The sequence below is a fragment of the Vibrio ostreae genome, assembly GCF_019226825.1.
Lineage (GTDB): Bacteria > Pseudomonadota > Gammaproteobacteria > Enterobacterales > Vibrionaceae > Vibrio > Vibrio ostreae.
This window is the reverse complement of the sequence record NZ_CP076643.1, coordinates 2,972,583-2,996,901: the sequence shown is the minus strand read 5'-3', so window position 1 is coordinate 2,996,901 and position 24,319 is coordinate 2,972,583. Positions and strand designations below refer to the sequence as shown.

At 53.8% G+C, this 24,319-nt stretch carries 17 protein-coding genes and 1 pseudogene; 12 read left to right on the top strand and 6 right to left on the bottom strand.

Annotated features, from left to right (window positions below; translation table 11 throughout):
* Positions 1-62: 62 nt before the first annotated feature.
* Positions 63-380, bottom strand: a complete 318-nt coding sequence (metJ, locus tag KNV97_RS19915; protein ID WP_136485356.1) for a met regulon transcriptional regulator MetJ — start codon at positions 378-380, stop codon at positions 63-65.
* 328 nt (positions 381-708) lie between these two features.
* Between metJ and KNV97_RS19910 the strand changes: the two genes are divergently transcribed.
* From KNV97_RS19910 to metF, 3 genes are all read left to right on the top strand, one after another.
* The gene (locus tag KNV97_RS19910; protein ID WP_136485358.1) at positions 709-1,875 is read left to right on the top strand and encodes an O-succinylhomoserine (thiol)-lyase; all 1,167 of its coding nucleotides are present in this window, start codon (positions 709-711) and stop codon (positions 1,873-1,875) included.
* Positions 1,875-4,286: a bifunctional aspartate kinase/homoserine dehydrogenase II gene (locus tag KNV97_RS19905; protein WP_136485361.1), complete on the top strand. Its 2,412-nt coding sequence runs from the start codon at positions 1,875-1,877 to the stop codon at positions 4,284-4,286. Before KNV97_RS19910 ends, KNV97_RS19905 begins: the two co-directional genes overlap by 1 nt.
* Before the next feature lie 344 nt (positions 4,287-4,630).
* Positions 4,631-5,524 carry a methylenetetrahydrofolate reductase gene (metF, locus tag KNV97_RS19900; RefSeq protein WP_136485363.1) on the top strand — a complete coding sequence of 298 codons (894 nt, stop codon included), beginning with the start codon at positions 4,631-4,633 and terminating at the stop codon, positions 5,522-5,524.
* Positions 5,525-5,614: 90 nt separating this feature from the next.
* Here metF and zapB read toward each other — a convergent pair whose 3' ends face one another.
* Positions 5,615-5,857 (bottom strand): cell division protein ZapB, encoded by a 243-nt coding sequence (zapB, locus tag KNV97_RS19895; protein WP_136485366.1) that lies wholly within the window; start codon positions 5,855-5,857, stop codon positions 5,615-5,617.
* Positions 5,858-6,246: 389 nt separating this feature from the next.
* Here zapB and glpX point away from each other — a divergent pair, with 389 nt between their 5' ends.
* Positions 6,247-7,254: a class II fructose-bisphosphatase gene (gene glpX, locus KNV97_RS19890; RefSeq protein WP_136485368.1), complete on the top strand. Its 1,008-nt coding sequence runs from the start codon at positions 6,247-6,249 to the stop codon at positions 7,252-7,254.
* A gap of 98 nt (positions 7,255-7,352) precedes the next feature.
* Here the strand turns inward: glpX and pfkA are convergent, their stop codons facing one another.
* The 3 genes from pfkA to KNV97_RS19875 all read right to left on the bottom strand — a co-directional run bounded on the left by pfkA (position 7,353) and on the right by KNV97_RS19875 (position 10,193).
* Complete coding sequence (gene pfkA, locus KNV97_RS19885; RefSeq protein WP_136485370.1) at positions 7,353-8,315, bottom strand: 6-phosphofructokinase; 963 nt, start codon at positions 8,313-8,315, stop codon at positions 7,353-7,355.
* A 258-nt stretch (positions 8,316-8,573) separates the two neighbouring features.
* Positions 8,574-9,482 (bottom strand): CDF family cation-efflux transporter FieF, encoded by a 909-nt coding sequence (fieF, locus tag KNV97_RS19880; RefSeq protein ID WP_136485373.1) that lies wholly within the window; start codon positions 9,480-9,482, stop codon positions 8,574-8,576.
* Between the two features lie 150 nt (positions 9,483-9,632).
* Complete coding sequence (locus KNV97_RS19875; RefSeq protein WP_136485375.1) at positions 9,633-10,193, bottom strand: CpxP family protein; 561 nt, start codon at positions 10,191-10,193, stop codon at positions 9,633-9,635.
* A 187-nt stretch (positions 10,194-10,380) separates the two neighbouring features.
* Here KNV97_RS19875 and KNV97_RS19870 point away from each other — a divergent pair, with 187 nt between their 5' ends.
* The 4 genes from KNV97_RS19870 to trmL all read left to right on the top strand — a co-directional run bounded on the left by KNV97_RS19870 (position 10,381) and on the right by trmL (position 13,780).
* Positions 10,381-11,067, top strand: coding sequence for a response regulator (locus tag KNV97_RS19870; protein ID WP_136485377.1), 687 nt, complete (start codon positions 10,381-10,383; stop codon positions 11,065-11,067).
* A complete protein-coding gene (gene cpxA, locus KNV97_RS19865; RefSeq protein WP_218562631.1) occupies positions 11,067-12,446 on the top strand; it encodes an envelope stress sensor histidine kinase CpxA in 1,380 nt (459 codons plus the stop codon). The genes KNV97_RS19870 and cpxA overlap by 1 nt, the downstream gene beginning before the upstream one ends.
* A 113-nt stretch (positions 12,447-12,559) precedes the next feature.
* The gene (locus KNV97_RS19860) at positions 12,560-13,177 is read left to right on the top strand and encodes a superoxide dismutase (protein ID WP_136485381.1); all 618 of its coding nucleotides are present in this window, start codon (positions 12,560-12,562) and stop codon (positions 13,175-13,177) included.
* A 129-nt stretch (positions 13,178-13,306) separates the two neighbouring features.
* Positions 13,307-13,780 carry a tRNA (uridine(34)/cytosine(34)/5-carboxymethylaminomethyluridine(34)-2'-O)-methyltransferase TrmL gene (gene trmL / locus KNV97_RS19855; protein ID WP_136485383.1) on the top strand — a complete coding sequence of 158 codons (474 nt, stop codon included), beginning with the start codon at positions 13,307-13,309 and terminating at the stop codon, positions 13,778-13,780.
* Between the two features lie 127 nt (positions 13,781-13,907).
* Here trmL and KNV97_RS19850 read toward each other — a convergent pair whose 3' ends face one another.
* A complete protein-coding gene (locus tag KNV97_RS19850; RefSeq protein ID WP_136485385.1) occupies positions 13,908-14,399 on the bottom strand; it encodes an FxsA family protein in 492 nt (163 codons plus the stop codon).
* 221 nt (positions 14,400-14,620) lie between these two features.
* Here KNV97_RS19850 and KNV97_RS19845 point away from each other — a divergent pair, with 221 nt between their 5' ends.
* From KNV97_RS19845 to pulA, 4 genes and pseudogenes are all read left to right on the top strand, one after another.
* Positions 14,621-16,531: a sensor domain-containing diguanylate cyclase gene (locus KNV97_RS19845; protein WP_218562630.1), complete on the top strand. Its 1,911-nt coding sequence runs from the start codon at positions 14,621-14,623 to the stop codon at positions 16,529-16,531.
* Positions 16,532-16,706: 175 nt separating this feature from the next.
* Positions 16,707-18,166, top strand: a pseudogene (gene aspA / locus KNV97_RS19840) (aspartate ammonia-lyase).
* A gap of 350 nt (positions 18,167-18,516) precedes the next feature.
* Positions 18,517-20,307 carry a protein-disulfide reductase DsbD gene (locus KNV97_RS19835; protein ID WP_218562629.1) on the top strand — a complete coding sequence of 597 codons (1,791 nt, stop codon included), beginning with the start codon at positions 18,517-18,519 and terminating at the stop codon, positions 20,305-20,307.
* 380 nt (positions 20,308-20,687) lie between these two features.
* Positions 20,688-24,269: a pullulanase-type alpha-1,6-glucosidase gene (gene pulA, locus KNV97_RS19830; protein ID WP_218562628.1), complete on the top strand. Its 3,582-nt coding sequence runs from the start codon at positions 20,688-20,690 to the stop codon at positions 24,267-24,269.
* Positions 24,270-24,319: the final 50 nt, after the last annotated feature.

Below are 24,319 nucleotides of genomic sequence, written 5' to 3'. Positions count from 1 at the left end.
AACAATGCAAAAACCCTGGTCAGTAACCAGGGTTTTTTTATGCTGATGCGGTGCACAGCGACTTAGTCGTCGTATGCCTCAAACTCGATACCCATCGCCGTCATCAGCGCTTTGGCCTCGGTCGGAATATCATCCGGACGGTCTTTACGCAGGTCTTCGTCGGTTGGCAGCGGCTGACCGGTGTAAGCATGCAGAAACGCTTCACACAGCAGTTCACTGTTAGTGGCATGACGTAAATTATTGATCTGTCGACGAGTACGTTCATCCGTCAGCACTTTAAGTACCTTAAGCGGAATCGAGACAGTGATCTTTTTGACCTGCTCGTTCTTCTTCCCATGTTCCGCGTACGGGCTAATATATTCGCCGTTCCAGTCTGCCATTGCGCACCTTCGTAAATTTGAATTCGAGTTGAGTTTTTCAAAGACCTCAATTTTAGCGGGATTTACTGCCATAAGCAAAGACATATAGACGTCTAGAAGTGTTGACGTCTTCTTTTTTGAGCAGTAAAGTGTGATGTTATTCACCGGAGTGAACATTTGCTTCACCGCTCACCCCGGAATTGGATTTACACATCGCCCGGAATTGTTTGAAATCCCAATAGCAGCTATGCCAATGCTTACCATTGCCCGCTCTGTAGCCCGATTCGCTCGGTGACAGAGCTCAGGGAATCAACCATTCAGGAAACACCAGACAGGAAAGGAAACGCTCATGACCAATCGCAAGCCAGCCACCATCGCGGTTCGCACCGGTATTGAATCTGACACCCAGTACCACGCCGTTGTTCCACCCATTTATCTCTCAACCAACTATGGCTTTCCTGCATTTGGTGAAGTGCCAAAATACGACTACACCCGCTCCGGCAACCCGAACCGTGGCCTGCTAGAACAAGCCCTGTCTGAACTGGAATCCGGTGCGGATGCCGTGGTCACCAACTGCGGCACATCAGCACTGAACCTGTGGGTCTCGGCATTCCTGTCGCCGGGCGAAATCATTATCGCACCACATGACTGCTATGGCGGTACTTACCGTCTGTTCAACACCCGCGCCAAGAAAGGCGATTTCAAAGTGCTGTTTGTTGACCAGTCTGACGACGCGGCAATGGCCGCAGCTTTTGCCCAGAAGCCAAAGCTGGTGCTGCTGGAAACGCCGTCTAACCCGCTGGTACGAGTGGTGGATATTGAGAAAATCTGTCAGCAGGCGCAAGCGGTCGGTGCTCTGGTAGCGGTCGACAATACCTTTTTGACCCCTGTGTACCAAAAGCCTCTGCTGCTTGGTGCCGACTTCGTGGTGCACTCGACCACTAAATACCTCAATGGTCACTCGGATGTGATTGGCGGTGTGATCATCAGTAAAGACGCCGAACACGCCACCGAGCTGGCATGGTGGGGTAACTGCATCGGCGCCACCGGCACGCCGTTTGACAGCTACATGACTTTGCGTGGCCTGCGCACCCTGGGGGCCCGTATGCGCGTGCATGAAGAGAGCTCGCAGCAAATCCTCGCTTACCTGCAAAACCAGGAGCTGGTCAAAGTGATTTACCACCCTAGCCTGCCAAATCATCCGGGTCATGACATCGCCAAGAAACAGCAGCTTGGCTTTGGTTCCATGCTGAGCTTTGAATTCGGCGGTTCATTCGAGCAGCTGAAATATTTTGTCGGTGAACTGCAGCTGTTCTCACTGGCCGAATCGCTGGGCGGCGTGGAAAGCCTGGTATGTCATCCGGCCAGCATGACTCACCGCGCGATGGGCGAAGAAGCGCTGGCCGAAGCCGGCGTCTCTCAGCAGTTGCTGCGCCTGTCGGTGGGTCTGGAAGATGCGAGCGATCTGATTGCCGACCTCGACCAGGCCTTCACCAAAGCCAAGGAGGCCTTTTAATGTCGGTTTCACGTCAGCTGCATAAATTTGGTGGTAGCAGCCTTGCGGATCCGGAATGTTATCAACGGGTCGCGCACATTCTGCGTGACTACTCTCAGGCCGACGATCTGGTGGTGGTGTCTGCCGCCGGTAAAACCACCAACCGCCTGATTGAATTTCTTGAAGCGCTCAACAAAGATGGCCGCGCCGCGCACGAAGCGCTGCAGGCCCTGCGCCAGTTCCAGGTCCAGTTGATTGAAGGTTTGCTGGAAGGCGAAGTCGCAGACCATCTGCTGACCGAGCTGAGCGGCGAGTTCGTCGCACTGGGAGAACTGACCGCACCACTGAGCAAAGCGCAGCAAGCCGCGGTTCTCGGCCACGGCGAACTCTGGTCTGCCCGCCTGCTGGCAGCGCTGCTTAACCAGCAAAAATTGCCGGCAGTGGCTCAGGACGCACGTGCGTTTCTGCGCGCCGAAACCGGCACTCAGCCGGAAGTCGATCGCGCCCGCTCTTACCCGTTACTGAAAGCAGTCCTGGCCCAGCATGCTCATCACCGGGTGATCATCACCGGCTTTATGGCCCGCAACGAGCAAGGCGAAACCGTATTGCTCGGCCGCAACGGTTCTGACTACTCAGCCACCGTGATCGGTGCCCTGGCCGATGCCGAACGCGTCACCATCTGGAGTGATGTGGCCGGCGTGTACAGCGCTGACCCGCGTCTGGTGTCGGAGGCCTGTCTGCTGCCACTGCTGCGCCTGGATGAAGCCAATGAACTGGCCCGTCTGGCCGCTCCTGTGCTGCACAGCCGCACCTTACAACCCGTCGCACAGAGCGCGATGGAGCTGCAGCTGCGTTGCAGCTACCAGCCTGAGTCGGGGTCGACCCGGATTGAACGTGTGCTGGCCTCTGGTCGCGGCGCCAAAATCATCACGTCACTCGATGAAGTGCTGCTGCTGGAACTGGCCTTTGGCCAGGGTCACGACTTTGCCCGTGCTCAGGCCGAAGTGCTGGAAAAACTCAAACGCGCTCAGCTCGAGCCGCTGGCGTTTGAGCTGCAGGCCGATCAGCACTGCCTGCGTCTGGCTTACACCACAGAGATCGCTTCCGGCGCGCTTTCCTTGCTGCAGGATGTGGCGATTGAAGCCGAGATTCGCCTCAAGGAAGGCTTCGCTCTGGTCGGCGCTGTCGGCGCAGGTGTCACCAAAAATGCCCAGCACAGCTACGGCTTTTTCCAGCAGCTGAAAAATGCGCCGGTCGAATTTATCAGCGAAGCCGAATCCGAGCTGAGCCTGGTTGCGGTACTGCGTCAGTGTGATGTGAATCCTCTGGTGACCGGTCTGCATACCCAGTTGTTCCAGGCCCAGAAACGGGTCGGACTGGCGCTGTGCGGCAAGGGCAACATCGGCTCAAGCTGGCTGAAACTGTTCGCTGAACAAAAAGACGATCTGGAAAAACGCTACGGCATGCACTTCGAGCTGGTGGCCGTGATCGACAGCCAGGCGTATCTGTTTAAACCGCAGGGTATTGATGCAGCCTCAGTACTGAGCAGCTACGCCGATGAAGCGCAGCCTAATGACGGCCATACCTGGCTTAAACAGTTGGGCGCCATCCAGGGCTTTGATGAAGTGATTGTGCTCGATGTCACCGCCAGCGCCGACGTTGCCAGCCTGTATCCGCAAATCGCCGAACAGGGCATGCACCTGATCTCTGCCAACAAAGTGGCAGGCTCGGCTGCAGGAGATTACTACTACCAGGTTAAAGATGCCTTCGCCAAGATCAGCCGTCACTGGCTATACAACGCCACAGTAGGTGCCGGCCTGCCGATTAACCACACGGTCCGTGACCTGCGTGAGAGCGGCGACGAAATCACCGCCCTGTCGGGCATTTTCTCCGGCACTCTGTCCTGGTTGTTCCAGCAGTATGACGGCAATGTGCCGTTCAGCGAACTGGTTGATCTGGCCTGGCAGCAAGGCCTGACTGAACCGGACCCACGTCATGACCTAGACGGCTCAGACGTGATGCGCAAACTGGTGATTCTGGCGCGCGAATCTGGCCTGGACATCGAACCGGACAGCGTCAAAGTCGAGTCACTGGTGCCGGCCGAACTGCAGGATTTGTCGCTGGATGATTTCCTGGATCGCAGCCAGTTGCTCAACGAGCGTCTGGCCGAGCGTCTGGCCCGCGCCCAGAAGCAGGACAAGGTGCTGCGTTACGTTGCGCGTCTGGAAAAAGACGGCAAAGCCACGGTCGGAGTCGAAGCGCTGGATAAAGAGCATCCGCTCGCCAACCTGCTGCCGTGTGACAACATCTTCGCCATCGAGAGTAAATGGTACCGCGATAATCCGCTGGTGATTCGTGGCCCGGGGGCCGGACGCGAAGTCACCGCCGGTGCGATCCAATCCGATCTCAACCGTTTGGCGGGCCAGCTGTAATCAACACTATGCTACAAACGATGGCAGCTAAAGATAACGGCGGCTAAAAACGACGACTGATAACAAACGTACAAAGCTCGCCTGTTTGGCGAGCTTTTTTACTATTATTCTAGAGAAACATCCATCGACAGGATAAACGTCGAATATCACCGTCAGACACGTCAATGATGTGCAATTGCTGACATTATTGTTGAAATAAGCTCACGTTCAACATGAAAAAAGTTCATATTTACAATGTTGACATTAAAATGTATTCAAGACATTCTGTAGCCATATAGACGTCTAAACGTCAGTTTCAATTTAGTGTTCGCGTTGTGGCCGCCGTATGCCACAAGGAGAGGAAAATGGGATACACGCACGCCAGTCATATCGATGCTCTGAATCAGAACATCGCTGATATTTCAGACATCAACGTTTCATTTGAGTTTTTCCCGCCGAGCACACCGCAAATGGAAGAGACGCTGTGGAATTCGGTTCACCGTCTGAAAACCCTGCAACCGAAATTTGTTTCGGTGACTTACGGCGCGAACTCCGGTGAACGTGACCGTACCCACTCCATCATTAAAGCGATCAAAGACCAGACCGGTCTGGTCGCGGCCCCCCACCTGACCTGTATTGATGCGTCACGTGAAGAGCTGATTCAAATTGCTGACGACTACTGGAACAACGGCATCCAGAATATCGTCGCCCTGCGTGGTGACATTCCTAAAGGCGGCGGCAAACCAGATATGTACGCGTCTGATCTGGTCGCATTGCTTAAATCCCGCCACGACTTTGATCTGTCAGTGGCCGCTTTCCCGGAAGTTCACCCGGAAGCCAAGAGCGCGCAATCTGACCTGCTTAACCTGAAACGCAAAGTCGATGCCGGTGCTAACCGTGCCATCACCCAGTTCTTCTTTGATGTCGAAAGCTACCTGCGTTTTCGTGACCGCTGCGTATCGGCCGGTATCGATGTAGAAATCGTTCCGGGTATCCTGCCGGTGTCTAACTTCAACCAGGCGCAGCGCTTCGCCGCGCAGAACAACGTCAAAGTCCCGAGCTGGATGGCAAAACAGTTTGACGGCCTGGATGATGATCCGGTGACCCGTCAGTTGGTGGGGGCCAGCCAGGCGATCGACATGATTCGTATCCTGTCGCGTGAAGGCGTGAAAGATTTCCACTTCTATACGCTAAACCGTGCCGAGATGACCTACGCCCTGTGTCATACCCTGGGTGTACGTCCGAACAGGCAAAAATAATCGGTGATTGGCCTGTCGGACCGCAGGCAAACCCAACCTGCAAAAACGCCGACCATCTGGTCGGCGTTTTTTTGATTCTTCAGGTCGTCGTTATTCAACGTCGTCCATTTTACCCAGCAGACTGCGGATACGCTCTTGCCATGCTGCGTGTTCCTGTTGAACTTGCTGCGCACGCTGCTCCAGCGCTTCACGCTCGGCTTTCAGCTCAGAAGCTTCAGTGCTCAGCTTCTGTTTTTCTTCTTTCAGTTCTTCAACTTCCATTTGCAGCAGGGCGATTGTATCAACCGCAGTTTGAATTTTCGCTTCTAATTGTTCTAGCACTTCAAAAGACATGGTACTTACCTTTTTCTTGATTCGGTCGAGGTGACAGTCACTTCAGTTATCTTTCCATTCTACTCAGCCAAGCGCAGAGAAACACTCACTATATTCGATATTTTGCGCCATTCGCTTAAAAAAACAGCGTAAATTGACCTGGCGTTAACTTTACCAGCGGTTAACAAACATCCAGCCGCAGAAATCGTCTTATTGACGCCGATTTTGATCCAGGCTAAACCGTGCACAAATCAAAAACCGAACCTTGCACGCCGAATATGCTAAACTTCGCGCAACTTTCCCCCTCTGGCTGACATGCCGCCGCATACGGCACGCTCACATGCGGTCAACACTGCATGATGGCAGCGCAGGACGCGAGAGGATAACGATTTTTCAGGTTTGGAGTGAGCATGAAACGCGATTTAGCAATGGCTTTTTCACGGGTGACGGAAGGCGCAGCCCTGGCAGGCTACAAATGGCTCGGCCGTGGCAATAAAAACGCCGCTGACGGTGCCGCAGTAGAAGTGATGCGGACCTTATTAAATAAAACCGACATCCGTGGTGAAATCGTCATCGGTGAAGGCGAAATCGATGAAGCGCCGATGCTGTACATTGGTGAACACGTCGGTTTGGGCGGCGATGAAGTCGATATCGCCGTCGACCCGATTGAAGGCACCCGTATGACGGCAATGGGCCAGTCCAATGCGCTGGCAGTGCTGGCTGCCGGTGAACGTGGCAGCTTCCTCAAGGCGCCGGATATGTACATGGAGAAACTGGTGGTGGGTCCGGGCGCGAAAGGCTGTATTGACCTCGACAAACCATTGCAGGAAAACCTGGAGAATATCGCCGCGGCGCTGCATAAACCGCTCAGCAACCTGACGGTCATCACCCTGGCCAAACCACGTCACGATAACATTATCGCTGAGATGCAAAACCTCGGCGTACGCGTTTTTGCGGTGCCGGATGGCGATGTGGCGGCCTCCATTCTGACCTGTATGCCTGACAGCGAAGTGGACGTGATGTATTGCATCGGCGGCGCGCCGGAAGGTGTGGTGTCGGCTGCGGTTATCCGCGCGCTGGACGGTGATATGCAAGGCCGTCTGCTGCCACGCCATAAAGTCAAAGGCGACAGTGACGACAACCGTATCTGGGGCGCTAAAGAGCTGGAGCGTTGCCGGGAAATGGGCGTTGAGGCTGAAGTGATCCTCAAGCTGGAAGATATGGCGCGCAGTGACAATGTGATTTTCTCCGCCACCGGTATTACTAAAGGTGATCTGCTGGAAGGCATTACCCGCCAGGGTAATATTGCCACCACCGAGACTCTGCTTATTCGTGGCCGCTGTCGTACCATTCGCCGCATCAAGTCGATCCACTATCTGGAGCGTAAAGATCCGGAAGTGCGTGAAGCGATTCTGTAAGCGCGCAGTGGAATGGCCGCTATCGCTGATAAGGATAGCGGCCATAACAAAAAGACCGCCGCAGCGGTCTTTTTCAGTTGTGACACTCAGCAGCCGACTTAGAACAGCTCTTCAGCGACTTTGTACAGGTCGGTACGCACCGGACGCTTCATGTTTTCAATCGCGTCGATGATGTCGTGGTGAACCAGCTGCTCTTTCTGGATACCGACACAGCGGCCGCCGTAGCCTTCCATCAGCAGGTGCACCGCGTAGTTACCCATGCGCGATGCCAGTACACGGTCAAATGCTGTTGGTTTACCGCCGCGCTGAATGTGACCAAGAATCGTAGCGCGGGTTTCGCGGCCAGTCGCTTTCTCAATCTCTTGCGCCAGTTGGTTGGCGTCCATCATCAGCTCAGTCAGCGCGATAATCGCGTGTTTCTTGCCTTTCTTGATGCCATCCTGGATGTTAGAGATCAACTGCTCCATGTCCAGGCCGGTTTCCGGTGTAATGATGTACTCACAACCACCCGCCACTGCTGACATCAGGGTCAGGTCACCACAATGACGACCCATGATCTCCACGATAGAGATCCGCTGGTGTGACGATGAAGTGTCACGCAAACGGTCAATCGAATCGATCACTGTGTTGAGTGCAGTCAGGTAACCAATGGTGTAATCCGTGCCTGCGATATCATTATCGATAGTGCCTGGCAGACCGATACATGGGTAACCCATTTCAGTCAGTTTCTTCGCACCCATGTACGAACCGTCACCACCGATCACAACCAGTGCATCAATGCCGTGTTTTTTCAGGTTTTCGATCGCTTTTTCACGCACTTCGACTTCACGAAACTGTGGAAAACGTGCCGAGCCCAGGAAGGTACCACCGCGGTTGATGACATCAGATACGCTGGAGCGATCCAGCTGCTTGATGCGATCTTCGTACAGGCCCTGATAGCCGTCGTAGATACCATACACTTCCAGGCCTGCGCCCAAGGCAGTACGAACCACGCCGCGAATTGCAGCATTCATGCCCGGGGCGTCGCCGCCACTTGTCAAAATACCGATCTTCTTAATCATGCTCACCCTCGATTTTTGGGAACTTAATATAATTTTTCTATACCGCCCGCTAACGACATTCAGGCGGCAAAAGCATTGTTATCTGTGCGTTATGTTACATTTCCTAAATAGGAATACTACAGTTATTGCACGATTTTCTGTAACTTTTTTACTTATGTAAGAGTATTACAGTTTTAGCCATTCCGGTTGTTGATTCACATCAGGATCCGGTTTCTTTCATGAACTGAGAAAAGATAGTCAAGATCGCTGGTATTTGCCTTACCAGCCCTGAAATTTTTGCTTCCTTTCCACTCCGAATACCACGGAGTAAGGGTCCTGGTGAATCAGCACATCGGCGCCCGGAAATGCCTTACGCAGCTTCGCTTCGACAATATCGGAAATACGGTGCGCTTCAATCAGAGGAATATTGTCATCGAGTTCCAGATGCAACTGGATAAATCTTACAGGTCCGGACATGCGGGTACGCAGCTGATGCACCCCCATCACCCCTTCCACCGATAATGAAATAGTGCGGATCTGAACCAGTTCTTCATCCGGGAGTTTATGATCAAGCAGAGTATGTACCGCGTGGTAAGCCATCCGGTAAGCGCTGTATAAAATGTAGATGCCGATGCCGACTGCAAATAGCGCATCGGCCTGCTTGATCCCAAACCAGCTCAGCCCCAGCGCAACCATGATCGCCGCATTCATCAGTAAATCGGACTGGTAATGCAGTGAATCAGCCGCAATCGCCTGGCTGCCGGTTTTGGCCACCACCGCCCGCTGAAACATCACCAGGGCGGCCGTGACAAGCATGGCAAACGCACTGACATAAATACCGTATTCCGGAGACTGCAGTTCATGCGGGCGGAAAAAGCGGTCGATCCCGTTCAGAATCAGAAAACAGGCTGAACCGGAAATAAACATTGCCTGAGCCAGGGCGGCCAGTGATTCAGCTTTCCCGTGCCCGAAGGTGTGCTCCCGGTCAGCGGGCTGCAACGAATAGCGCACCACCACCAGGTTGACCACTGACGCCGCGATGTCGAGCAGCGAATCAATCAGAGAAGCCAGCAGGCTGACCGAACCGGTCACCCACCAGGCGGCAATTTTACAAATAAGCAGCAGTGTCGCGACCGCAGTGGCCGTCCACGCCGCGGTGGTGACAAGTCGGGCGTATTCCTGTTTCATATTAGGTTACCAAATCAAAACAATGGCTTAATTATACCCACATCGTGCTTGAATGTGAGTAAAAGATCATCACCCTCTGGCCGCAGGAATGGGCTGTAAGCCACAACGAAAACAGGCAGCCGAAGCTGCCTGTGGTTTCTTTCAGTGTGATTATTGCGCCGCTTCTGAGGCTGGCTGTTTACCTTGCTGGCCTTTGTCACCTCGATAACCATGCTCACCTTTCGCGCCTGGATGTCCACCACGCGGCCCCTCTTTCCAGCACTGCGTCATGCGCTCTTGTTGCAGTGACTCAAACTGGCTTTTCTGTTCCGCAGTCAGGACATTAAGCATCTGATGACGCTTCTCCATCATACGCACCCGGTGCTCGACTTGTTTTTCCGCCATCTGTTTGGCCAGTGCAGTCGCCGCAGCTTTATCAAAATTTGGCGCCAGCATTAATGCGCGCTCTTGCTGATGCAGCGCCTGCATCTCTTCTTTCATGCCTGAACGCGGCTGCTTTTTCATCTCAGCACGGCCTTGCTCGCGCAGACTGCGCAGTTGCTCTTGTTGCGCATCGCTCAGGTTCAGTTGCTTAAACAGAGCCCGTTCAGCGCCGGGGCCACAGTCACGCTGATGCGGTGCTTTATCTCCACCCGCAGCCAATACGCTGGTGGCGCCTAGTGTGGCTGGTAAAATCAATGCGGCAAGCATCCATTTTTTTACGTTTTTCATCCTCGTATCCTCTCAGGTTTGACATTTGCTTACAGGCTGCTTTCGCAACGCTTGAGGTTAGAATACAAACTGCCAGGTAAAGTGACGTTTAGAGTGCGTAAATCTACGTAAAGAGTGCAATCGGCGCTGATTCAGCGCACTATTTCGCAGTAAACTACATTCATCAACGCGGTTTTACGAGGCAGTTATGGCGCACATTCTTCTTATTGATGACGACACCGAGCTCACCAGCCTGTTAAAAGAGGTCCTGAGCTATGAAGGGTTTGAGGTATCCGAGGCCAACGATGGCGAAGCGGGATTACAGGCGGTGAGTGAGCAGACCGATCTGGTCCTGCTTGATGTCATGATGCCGAAAATGAACGGAATGGAAACCCTGAAAAAGCTGCGTGAAAACTGGCAAACGCCAGTACTGATGCTGACCGCCAAGGGTGAAGAAATTGATCGGGTAATTGGCCTTGAGCTCGGCGCAGACGACTACCTGCCCAAACCATTCAGTGACCGGGAGCTGCTGGCTCGCATCCGCGCTATTTTGCGCCGTACCAATCCGCATCAGCCGGCCAAAACCTCCGATGTGATTGAGTGTCAGGATCTGCAACTCTACCCCGGCAAACAGGAAGCTTATTGCCAGGGTGAGCTGCTCGATCTGACCAGCACCGAATTTGCCCTGCTGACCCATTTTGTTCAGAATCCGGGCGAAACTCTGACTAAAGAGTCGCTCAGCCTGGATGTGCTCGGCAAACATCTGGCCGCGTTTGACCGTGCCATCGACATGCATGTCTCGAACCTGCGCAAAAAACTGCCCGAGCGCTGCGATGGCAAACCGCGGATTAAAACTCTGCGCGGACGCGGCTATCTGATGGTGCTGGAGGATTGATGCGCTTGCCCAAGTTCAACAACCTGTACGGCCGTATTTTTGCCATCTTCTGGTTTACCATGATGTTGGTGGTGATTGCTGTGTTGTCGCTGCCCCATCTTGATCCGCGCAAATCACGCGATATGCCGGCCGATGCTTACCAACGCATGCTGGAACAAAAAGAGGTGATCGAAGCGCGCTTTAGCGGCGATAAAAACCTGGCCCGCATCATCAAGGTACTGGAGAACCGCGCCGACGAACCGCATGAGAAAGGACCGCGCTTTTTTATTACCGATCAGGAAGGCAATATCCTCACCACGCGTAAACATCCGGATTTCAAACTGAAAGCACTACGTAACTTTACTACCAGTATCGAATCCGTGGATAAACCACAACAGCGTTTGTATGGCCGCTACATGGTTGCCGGACCGGCACCGATCAGCCTGGCAGGACAGAATTTACTGCTGTATATCGGCCTGCGCTGGGATCAGCCGCCACCATTTCTGCTGCGCCTGTTCGATCGCCCGCTGCAGCTGTTACTGGCCGTGATGCTGGTCAGCACACCGCTGCTGCTGTGGCTGGCCTGGGCACTGAGCCAGCCGGCACAGCGCCTCGCTCAGGCCGCACAACGTGTCGCGCGTGGTGAATTTGAAGTGGATGCCAGCCTGGAAAAAGGCACCACTGAGTTTCGCCAGGCCGGACGCAGCTTCAACCAGATGGTGGAAGCGGTCAATCAGATGATTTCCGGTCAGCAGCGTTTGCTGTCCGACATCTCGCACGAGCTGCGTTCTCCGCTCACCAGACTGAGAATGGCGAATGCACTGGCAACCCGTAAACAGGGGTCCAGCCCGGAACTGGAGCGTATCGATACCGAAGCCCAGCGTCTGGAGCAGATGATTAGTGAACTGCTGGAATTATCACGTATGCAGACCAACAGCCAGATGAGCCGCGAAGTGCAGCCACTGAGCAGCCTGTGGGAAGAACTGCTCAGCGATGCCCAGTTTGAGGCCGAGCAGATGAACAAAACTCTGACCATGGAAGAGATCCCGAACCGCCATATCTCCGGCAATCCGCCGCTGCTGATGAGCGCGCTGGAGAACATAGTACGCAATGCGATTCACTACGGCCACGACAAAATAGCTGTCCACTTCTCGGTTTCAGCGCAGCAGGTGACGGTCAGCGTGGAAGATAACGGTGAAGGCGTGCCGGACAGTGAACTGGAAGAGATCTTCCGTCCGTTTTACCGTGTCTCGACCGCGCGCGATCGCCACAGTGGGGGAACCGGGCTGGGCCTGGCCATCACCGAAAGCGCCATTCGCCAGCACAGTGGTAAGATTGCCGCCAGCCGCAGCGAGCTGGGCGGTTTGAAAGTCACCTTTACCCTGCCGCTGCAGGACTGACCGAGCCGGGAGAGCGCCCGCGCTTCCGGCTGCACAAAAACCACACAAAAGACGTAGTTGATAATGAGAATGGTTATCAATATTATCTGTATTGATTGAACGGAGGATCAACTATGTCGCATACATTCCCTGAACTGCCATACGCCTACGATGCCCTGGAACCCTACATCGATGCGCAAACCATGCAAGTGCACTACAGCAAGCACCACCGCACTTACTACGATAAGTTTATGACCGCGATTAAAGGTACTGAGTATGAGCAAACCCCGCTCGATGAGTTGTTTGCACGTATTTCGACCCTGCCTGCAGCGATTCGTAACAACGGCGGTGGCTATTACAATCACATCCTGTACTGGAACTGCATGACGCCACAAGGCGGCGGTCAGCCTGAAGGCGAACTGGCCGATGCCATCGAACGCACGTTCGGCAGTTTCAGCCAATTCCAGCAACAGTTTTCCGACGCAGCCGTCAACACCTTCGGCTCAGGTTTTGTCTGGCTGGTGGTGCGTGATGGTGAGCTGGTGATCAGCTCAACCAGCAATCAGGACAACCCGCTGATGGACATTGCCAATGTGCGCGGAGAACCGATTCTGGCTCTGGATGTATGGGAACATGCTTACTACATCAGCTATCAGAACCGTCGACCTGACTACATCACCGCCTGGTGGAATGTAGTGAACTGGCAGGCCGTCGCAGAAAACTACGCCGTTGCCAGAGCTCTGGCCGCCTGATAATCCGACCGGTGGCAGCCCCTCCCCAGCTGCTGCCGTTTTTCCTTATCCGAATCGACCACTTCTCTGGGTATATCCACTTCTCTGGGTATATACTGCGGCGTTCAATCACTAAGGAACGCAAAAGCCATGTTAGACATCGCCCTGTATGAACCTGAAATTGCGCCCAACACGGGTAACATTATTCGACTGTGTGCCAACTGCGGTGCCAACCTGCATCTGATTGAACCGCTGGGCTTCGATCTGGAGGAGAAGAAGGTTCGCCGGGCCGGACTGGATTACCATGATTTGGCACGGGTCACCCGCCACAAAGATTATCAGGCCTTTCTCGATTACCTGGCTGAGCGTGGTGAATATCGCATTTTTGCCTGCACCACTAAAACGACCGGTCATCATGTCGATGCCCGCTACCAGGACGGTGATGTGCTGCTGTTCGGACCGGAAACTCGCGGACTACCGGCCGATCTGATTGCGGCTCTACCTCCTGAGCAGCGGATCCGCATTCCTATGATGCCAGAAGCACGCAGCCTCAATCTATCCAATGCCGTGGCTATCATCGCATTCGAAGCCTGGCGTCAGATGGACTTTGCCGGCGCGATTTGAGCCCCCGGCTTCCCGTCTTAACCAGACAAAACCCGGGGATCCCTTGGAGAAACACCGGGCTGAATAAAGCAAAAGCTCCCGCAAGCGAGAGCTTTTTTAGCTTTGGGGTTATGGCTGGCCAAATGCCCTAATGACGATCCAGCTTGTCGTGATCTGAGTCGTCTTTACGCTCATACTCGCCATCAAAGGTCTGGCCACCCTGACCGTGTTGATCCGGGCCTCGCTCATACGGGCCGGACTGAAATCCCCCGGCCGACATATTGGTCACAACCACTTTGGTCATCAAATACTTAGCCAGCATCGCCCGCGGGCGTGGCAGCAGTATCAGCATCCCCATGGTATCGGTCATAAAACCAGGCGTCAGCAACAGCACGCCAGCCACCGCCAGCATGACCCCCTCAACGATCTGCTGAGCCGGTATTTCACCACGCTGCATACGCTGCTGCACCGTCAGCAGAGTCGACAGCCCCTGGCTGCGTACCAGTGAAGCACCAACAAATGCAGTGATCAACACCAGAGCCAACGTCGGCCATAAGCCCAGCATACCGCCCACCTGAATAAACAGGCCGATTTCGATCACCGGCACCGCAATAAACATCATCAATAATATCGGAAACACTGTCCCTCCTTTGTTGGCTTCACATTAGCGTTAAGGGCAATCTTGTTCAAGCAATCAGCTCACAGCCATAATATAAAAAATTATTGCCCAAGAGGAAAAAATCTATTGTAAACAATTCAACTAGATAGGCGTAAGTTATTGCTATAAAAGTAATTGTGGTTGGAAACCCATCCGAAAGTCGACTACCTTGAATACACAGATAAAATTCAACAAGTGGCATAATGAAACGGGTTACCAATACACTAAAAAAAACGGTAATTCTGTGGCTGGGTTTAACGCTGCTCCCACTCGGCTTTTATTACCATTTATCCAATAAGGCTCATCAGTTCCTGCTCAACCAGCTTGAAGCTCAGGGCTTGCAATTTCTTTCGTTTGTGGATGCGAAGGCCAGCCGCACTCATTCTCAAATTCAAAAAAGCTTCTATCAACTCAGTCATTCACCACTGCTGGCCGACTACGCCCGTGATCGCGATCCTCGGTTGCGCCGTTATCTCGAAAGCCAGTGGTCATTAACGTCCTTTAATTCCGGCCTGTTTTATCAGCTGCGTTTTCTTGATCTTGCAGGTAAAGAAGTTATCCGCGTCGATTACACCCGGCAAATGACTCAGGCTTTTGTGGTGCCACAAGAACAACTGCAGGAGAAAGGTCATCGCGATTATTTTATTTACGCCCGCCAGCTGGCCGTCGGAGAGCAGGGCTACTTTGGTATTGATCTCGAATATGAGCACGGCCTGCCCCTCATCCCCTATAAGCCAGGCTTTCGTCTCCTGTATCCGCTTGACACAGACCAGCGGCGCTTAGGCTACTTTATCGCCAACCTCGATGTGATGGCGGTCATCAAACAGATCACGGCCAACAATCAGAACCTCAGTGTCGACTTTGTCGATCGCCAGGGTTACTTCATCGTCAGCAGCGATGAAAACAGGCTGTTTGGTGACTTAATCCAAAGCCGCGCATCACTTAACCTGCCCAACGAGCACCCTGAGGTCTGGCAAGCCATGCAAGCCAATAACAACACCAAAGGCAGCCTTACCACTAAAGAGGGACTGTTCATCTATCAGCGCTTTGATAATCAGCTATTTTCTTCGGTCGGCGGACTGATGCTGCTCACTCATTACACGCCTGATATGTTGAGTGCGATGTTCGCCCCACGCAACGCCGGGATACTCAAGGATGCCATCGTCATCTGGCTGCTGCTTGGTATTGTTTCGGTGATTCTGGCCATGTTCTGGATTGCGCACAAAAGCATTAAAATGGATAAAACCTATGCCCAGTTCGTGATTGAAAACGGCGTGGCCATTGTGTTCACCAATCGTGAGCACCGCATTTTACGCGTCAGCAAGCGCTTTTGTGACATGGTGGGAATGGAGCCGTTCGCATTGCAAGGGCGCAGTGTGCTCAACTTCTTACCTTCACGCCTCAAACAGCGTGAAATGCACGCTGATCTGATTAACCAGGGCCACTGGGAAGGACAATATACCCTGCAAAACCCGCACGGTGATGAAGTGGTGTGTAAAACCGACGTGCGTGCCCTGAGCAGCAAGCTGAAAAAAGTGCAGTATTATGTCTATTCATTTACCGACATCTCAGACCATCATAATGCCATCATTGAGCTCAAAGAACGCAGCGAACGCGATTCGGCAACGGCTTTGTGGAACAAGAAAAAGTTCGAAAATATGCTCAACTACCACACCCGCCTGCATCAGCGTTATCCGGACGAGCCGCCAGCCTGCCTGGCCGTGATCGACATCGACTCGTTCAAAGACATCAATGATACACTGGGCCATGCGGTCGGCGATGTGGTTATTTTACATGTCGCCCAGCAGTTGCAAGCCCTGCTGCGTGATACTGATTTTATCGCCCGCATCGGCGGTGATGAGTTCGCGGTCATTATCCAGCACACCGATATCCATCAGGCCGGTAAACTGATGCAACGCGTGTGCAGTGCTATCGCCAACTGGCCGCAATATCAGGTCACCATCAGCGTCGGAGTGGCGGAAGTCACCAAGGATGCCATTCAGACCGCAACCAATGCCGACAAAGCCATGTACCGCTCCAAGCGCAAAGGCAAAAACTGTGTCTCGTTGCATGGCTTTGAAAATCTGACGGTGGTCGAACCTCAACAATCGTGATCTTTAACGCAACAAAAAGTGATCAACTTCCTGTTTTTTCTTTATGACTTGAGTATGATGTGCCACTAAAGTCAGGATCGATTTTGCAGCCAAAAACTCTGATGAACGGATTCTTAAGGCAGAAGTGGCTAACTAGTTGCAATCTAATCAGAATAATTATCTTAAGGATCCTGTTATGGCTCAAACCTCTGCAGCCCAAATGACATCTTCCCCTTCCCCAGCCACACGAATTGAAGAAGATTTACTCGGCCAGCGTCACGTTCCTGCCGACGCTTATTACGGCATCCACACCCTGCGTGCGATCGAAAACTTTAACATCTCAAATGTCACGATTTCTGATGTGCCTGAGTTTGTGCGTGGCATGGTGATGACCAAAAAAAGCGGCGGCTCTGGCTAACAAAGAACTGAGCGTCGTACCGAAAGATGTTGCCAATTACATTATCCAGGCTTGTGATCTGATTCTTGAGACCGGTAAGTGCATGGACCAGTTCCCGTCAGATGTATTCCAGGGGGGGGGCCGGTACTTCGGTCAACATGAACACCAACGAAGTGATCGCTAACGTCGCTCTGGAACTGATGGGTAAAGAGAAAGGTCAGTACCAGTTCATCAACCCGAACGATCACGTCAACAAGAGCCAGTCGACCAACTGCGCTTACCCGACCGGTTTCCGGATCGCGGTTTACAACAGCGTGCTAAAGTTAATTGATGCAATTGAATACCTGAAAGGCGCGTTCGAGCTTAAGAGCCAGGAATTCAAAACCATCCTCAAGATGGGCCGTACCCAGTTGCAGGACGCGGTGCCTATGACTGTAGGCCAGGAATTCCATGCCTGGGCGGTGACGCTGAACGAAGAAATCCGTGCCCTGCAATACACCTCAAAACTGCTGCTCGAGGTCAACCTGGGTGCGACAGCCATCGGTACTGGCCTGAATACCGCACCGGGTTACCAGGCGGCTGCGGTGAAACACCTGGCACAAGTGACTGGCCTGGAAGTGGTGCCGGCAGAAGACCTGATTGAAGCAACCTCAGACTGTGGCGCTTATGTAATGACCCATGGCGCCCTCAAGCGTCTGGCGGTGAAACTGTCGAAAATCTGTAACGACCTGCGTTTGCTGTCTTCAGGCCCGCGCGCCGGCCTGAACGAACTTAATCTGCCTGAACTGCAAGCGGGCTCATCCATCATGCCAGCCAAGGTAAACCCTGTGGTACCGGAAGTGGTTAACCAGGTTTGTTTTAAAGTACTGGGTAACGACAACACCGTCTCGTTCGCAGCAGAAGGCGGTCAACTGCAGCTCAACGTGATGGAACCTGTCATTGCTCAGGCGATGTTTGAGTCGATTTCACTGCTGTCTAACGCTTGTGTGAATCTGCGTGATAAATGTATTGACGGCATTACAGTGAACAAAGAGATCTGTGAAGGTTACGTGTTTAACTCTATCGGTATCGTTACCTATCTGAACCCGTACATTGGCCACCATGAAGGTGACATTGTCGGTAAGATCTGTGCAGAGACCGGTAAAAGTGTGCGTGAAGTGGTACTGGAACGTGGTTTGCTGACCGAAGAAGAACTGGATGATATTTTCTCGGTCCAGAACCTGATGCACCCGCAGTACAAAGCCAAACGCTACGAATAAGCTGTTTGCCCCATCAGGCCCCTCGGGGCCTGATTTTTCCCCCGCGCGGCACTACTGTGACCATTGGTCAGCGGCCGCCCCGTTATCTGCTCACACCGCCCGCTGGACCGCTTGCGATAAATTCGCTTGGCGACGAAACCAAACCGGCTCTATACCGGTCTGAATGATTAAGCGAATCAAATCCGGTTCGGCTCAATCCGGTCCGCCACTTTGTTTTCCTCAGACGAGGCTCGCTGCAAAGGCCTGCAGAGATACCAATATGTCGGCGGCTTGATGAAATTTGACACAATCCGCCGAACTCAACGATAGTTCAGGTATAGTATGGGCGTTCACTTATTCAGAATATCCTAATGATGCGACTAATTTTTTCCCTAATTCTACTGCTGTGCGGCGCACTCAATGCACCCGCTTTTGCCGCATTTGGTAACAGCAACCCTTTAACACTGGGCAACAGCAACAGCCGTTTTGTCACGGTGGATGAAGCGTTTGCCTTCAGTTACTTTCAGCAAGGCAATCAAATCTACCTCGATTGGCAGGTAAAACCGGGCTATTACCTGTATCAGGATCGCATCACGCTGCAGGGTCAAGATGTGCAGACCGGTCAGGTCGAATTACCGCCGGGTGAGCCTTATCATGATGAATTTTTCGGCGACGTCACCATCTATACCACCCCGCTGTCGGTTAATATTCCGCTCAGCCAGTATCAGACCGGAGCACAACTGACCATACAGTATCAGGGCTGCGCCAAGGCTGGCTTCTGTTACCCACCTGAGACCCGGGTGATCGAGGTTAACCATTTTACAGACAGCAGCACGCCAGCATCGACCAAGCCCCCGGAGGTGAAAGCAGCAGCACTGACGCCGCCAACATCGTTGCCGACCTCACCTCAGGACTCACTGGCCTCGCAACTGGCCGCGGCATGGTGGACACCGCTGCTGTTTTTACTGCTCGGCATCGGTCTCGCGTTCACCCCGTGTGTGCTGCCGATGTATCCGATCCTGACCAGTATCGTTCTGGGTGGTAAGCCGTTGTCACAACGCCGCACCCTGTTGCTCAGCCTGGTCTATGTGCAAGGAATGGCACTGACTTATACCCTGCTCGGTTTGGTCGTCGCCCAGGCGGGTTTACAGTTTCAGGCCGCGCTGCAGCATCCGTATGTATTAATCGGCCTGAGTCTGTTATTTGTCGTGCTGGCGCTGTCGATGTTCGGGCTCTACACCATCCAATTACCCGGCAAAGTTCAGACCTGGCTGGCTGACCTGAGTAATCAGCAACAAGGTGGCAGCCTGGCTGGCGTGTTTGCCATGGGGGCGATATCCGGTCTGGTTTGCTCACCCTGCACCACCGCGCCGCTTTCCGGAGCCTTGTTGTACGTGGCCCAAAGTGGCGATTTGCTGACTGGCGGGATTGCTTTGTACGCGCTGGCGCTCGGCATGGGGATCCCGCTGATTCTGGTCGCGATGTTCGGTAACCGCCTGCTGCCAAGAGGCGGCGCCTGGATGGATCGAGTCAAAACCCTGTTTGGTTTCATTCTGCTCGCCGCTCCGGTTTTCCTGCTGGAGCGTCTGCTGCCGGAGAGCTGGTCCACTATTTTATGGTCAGCACTGGGACTGGCCGCTTTCGGCTGGCTGTACCATGTCAAAAACAGCCTGCCGTTTGCCGGCTGGAAACAGAGCCTGCTCGGCATCATTGCCATTCTTGGCTTGCTGGCCTCAGCTCAGCCAGCCCTGAACCACTGGTTTATGCCCGGCACTGCCCAGCTGCAAAACACGCCACAGATTGAGTTCACCCGCATAGCCGATGTCTCCGATCTCAATCAGCAACTAGCGACAGCACGCGCGCAAGGTAAAGCAGTCATGCTCGACTTCTACGCTGACTGGTGTGTGGCGTGTAAAGAGTTCGAGAAGTACACCTTCCACCAGCCAGATGTCGAGCAGAAACTGAGTAACTTCGTGCTGTTGCAAGCGGATGTGACCCGCAACCAGCCACAGGATATCGAACTGCTGCGTCAGTTGCAGGTACTCGGCCTGCCAACCATCGCGTTCTGGGATGCGCAGGGGCAGCCACTCGACTCAGCCCGTATCACCGGCTTCCTTCCCGCAGCAGAGTTCCTCACCCATCTGCAGCAGCATAAGCTGTAACCAAGATCTAAGCGGTCGTCTCTGCAGCCAGATATTTTAGCCGGCAAACTAAGCGGCTGAAATATCTGGTGGCTGTTGCGGCTTATGGCGCTAATACAACCAGACTGCACCGCTGTTGCGATACTGAACCCGCGCATAGTGTGCGCCGGGCAGCTCACCCTCCGGCACTCATCCCTGCCTCTCAACCTTCAATATGTGCTTAAACTCACTACAACTCATCCCACACTTCGTGATTTTTGCTCCAGGTTGCGATTTTTTCTGGCACCAAATTATCTTTGCCAAACTGACTCACACTTTGTAGACCCCGCCAGCATCTAGCATGACGACTGAATAAATCCCGGTATGGGCCGGATAAATCATAATAATCAGGAGTCAACCACGTGAACAAACCTACTCTGCCTCATTCGGTAATCTGGCAGGCGATGCTGCCGGTTATCGCCGCCGGAGTTCTGGCCGGCTGTAATTCTTCGTCTGACCCACAAGCAAAGAGCCGTACCCAGACGGTCACCGTGTATTATAAAGCCAGTGATACGGTGACGACGTTCAGTACCGACAGTAACGCCTACCAAAATGCCAGCCTGTATGTCTGGAACGATGACAACTGCAATGCCTTTGCCGGCGATACCGGCATGGCATCAGACTGGGCTCAGGGCTTAGCCCCTGATGGTATCGACAGTCAATTCGGTGCGTACTGGCAGCTCCCTATCAATCAGGATGCCACCCAGTGTGTCAACTTCATTCCGCGCGTGGACGGCAATAAAGTCCTCGGCGAATATGATGCCAAAATCGATCTGACCCAACTCGGCACCGACAACCAGGTTTATACTCAGCAAAATGTCGCGGCTGTCTATCCGGAGTTAATCCCGCTGAATGACCTGCCCGCCGATACCACCCGCATTTATCTGCACAGTGAAGACGGCGACAGCGATAGCTTTACCCTGCATGTCTGGAATGAAGGTGAATGCACCAGCTATGCTGACAGTAGTACGACCTGGCCGGGTTTGGCTCCCACCGGCTTCAGCCCGACCTATGGAGCCTATTGGGATTTGCCCACCAACAGCAACAACAACTGCATCAATATCATCCCCAACAGTCATAGCAACGGCGATTACCAGACGGCCAATCTGAGTTTCGATTTTGCTCAGCAGGGCGCGATAGGTCCGATCGGATTTGTGTTTAAGGGTACCGACAAAGTTTATTATCAGCCTCTCGCCCGGTTACCTCAGACCCAGGTCGAATTGAGCGGCGCCAGTGCCATTTTTGCCGACGCGAATACCTTGCTGGTCGCATCGGCTGAGGCAACCTCCGTGGCCTTGTATTACTCAGCAGACGCCAGTATGAGCTTTGACGGCAACAGTAAAACGGTGCGTGATTTTGATGCCGTGGTCAGCTCTGCTCAAACTGCCAGTGACGGCTGGCAGAGCAGTAAACCCCACCTGGCCGGCGAGTTTCACGCCTTTCACTTTGACTTTGCTGATGCCTCGCTCGATCTGAAAACCCTGCTTAAAGGCCAGCTATGGCTGGTAGCCAGCGACAGCAGTGGTGTGATAGCCGCAACCGAAGTGCAGCCGGCCAGTGCCCTGGATGCACTCTATGCCGATGCCGCCAGTCAGCTTGAGTACGGTGCTGTCGTCAACGGCAATAGCACCAGTTTCCGCCTCTGGGCACCAACTGCGCAGTCGGTAGAACTGATGGCCTATAACGCCGATAAGCAGTTGCAGGCGACGCTGGCGATGAACTGGGATGGGGCCTCAGGCAGCTGGTTTATTAACGATACCAGTCTGGGCCATGGTGATTTCTATCGTTACCGGGTCAAGGTCTACCATCCGGTGACCGATCAGGTCGAGGAGTACGAGGTGACCGACCCCTACTCACACAGCCTGGCGCTCAACTCGCAATACAGTCAGGTGGTTAACTTAGACAGTGCCGATGTTACCCCCAGCGGCTGGACAACGCTCATGGCTCCTCACTCACAAAGTAATCCGGCCCAATTTGTGTTGTATGAAGCGCACGTGCGTGATTTTTCCTCTTCAGATACCAGCATGCCAGCCCAGTATCGCGGCAAGTTCAGCGCATTTACCCAGAGTGATTCCGTCTCCGTGAGCCACCTCAAAGCGCTGGCGGATGCGGGGATCACCCATCTGCATCTGCTGCCGGTCTTCGATATTGCCACCATTAACGAAGACCCGGATCAAGTGGCCGATATCGACCAGCCATTCAGTAAGCTGTGCCAACTGCAGTCAAGTGTCAGCGCCGACAGCGAATTGGGCGCTTACTGTAGCAGTAATGACACCCTGGCCGAGGTGTTCAGCGCTTTGCAAAGCGATGACAAGCAGACGCAGGCCGTGCAGCGCCTCAATGCCCTGGTGCGAGATGTCGACAGTTTTAACTGGGGCTACGATCCTTACCACTACACCGTACCGGAAGGCTCATATTCCAGCGCTCCCGACGGACTGGCCCGCATCCGCGAATTCCGCGCGATGATCATGGCGATCAAACAGGATATCGGCCTGAATGTGGTGATGGATGTGGTGTATAACCATACCAATGAAGCGGGCGTGTCCTCCAAATCGGTGCTCGACCGGATCGTGCCCTGGTATTATCAGCGCCTGAATGAGTTCTCGGGCCAGGTAGAAAACTCGACCTGCTGTTCCAACACCGCACCGGAAAACCGCATGTTTGCCAAACTGATTGATGACTCGATCACTACCTGGGTGCGCGACTACAAAATTGACGCTTTCCGCTGGGATTTGATGGGCCATCATCCGCTGACGCAAATCCAGCATACGCTGCAAGCCGCCCAGACGATTAATCCGGATGTCTACTTCTATGGTGAAGGCTGGAACTTTGGTGAAGTGGCCGATGACCGCATGTTTGTCCAGGCCAGCCAGGCTCATCTGGGCGGCACAGGTATCGGCTCATTCTCTGATCGCCTGCGTGATGCCGTGCGTGGTGGTGGCCCATTCGACAGCCAGCAAGCGCTGCGCGCCAATCAGGGTTTTGGTAACGGTATCTACGTACAACCGAATGAGCTGGCCGCGAGCGATAATTTAGCCACTGCACTACATCTTGCCGATTTGGTCCGGCTTGGCATGGCGGGTAACCTGAAAGCATTCACCTTTACTGACAGCCAGGATCACCCGATCACAGGGGCCGAACTGGACTATAACGGCCAGGCCGCCGGTTATGCCGAAGATGCGTGGGAGATTCAGAACTATGTCTCCAAACACGACAACCAGACCTTGTGGGACAACAACCAATACAAAATCGACTACGCCGCGTCTGCTGACACCCGGGTACGAATGCAGGCTGTCAGCCTCTCTTCAGCCATGCTTGGCCAGGGTGTACCGTTTATTCACATGGGCAGTGAACTGCTGCGTTCCAAGTCGATGCAACGCGACTCGTACGATTCCGGCGACTGGTTCAACCGGGTTGATTTCAGTATGCAAGGCAATAACTGGGATGTCGGTCTGCCGCGCGCCGATAAAGACGGTGACAACTGGACTGTCATCCAGCAAGTGATCAACGGTGCCGGTGCAGCGGCCAAACCGGGCAGCGCACAAATCAGTGCCATGAAGCAGTACTTCACCGAGCTGACGCAATTGCGTGCGTCTTCGGGACTACTGACGCTGGGTAAGGGCAGTGAAATCCTGCGCCGGGTGACATTCCACAATACCGGCAGTGCACAGATCCCCGGCCTTATCGTGATGAAGCTCGATAACAGTGGCGCGCTGTACGATGCCAATATCGATGCCGGACGCCAGGGCCTGATCGTGGTACTGAACGCGTCACCGGATGCAGTGACGGATTTTGCCGGCGTGGACGCCAGTGGCTACCAGCTGCACAGCATCCAGCAACAAGCCGGCAGCGCCTCACTGGGTTTTGGCGCCAGCATCAGCGCGGGCAAGTTGTCGGTACCGGCCTGGTCAGTCGCTGTGTTTGAAGCGCCGCTCACCAACTGATGGTCTCTGACTGGCGAGCGTAAAGCAGCGCCGGACGTACGACTCGACGT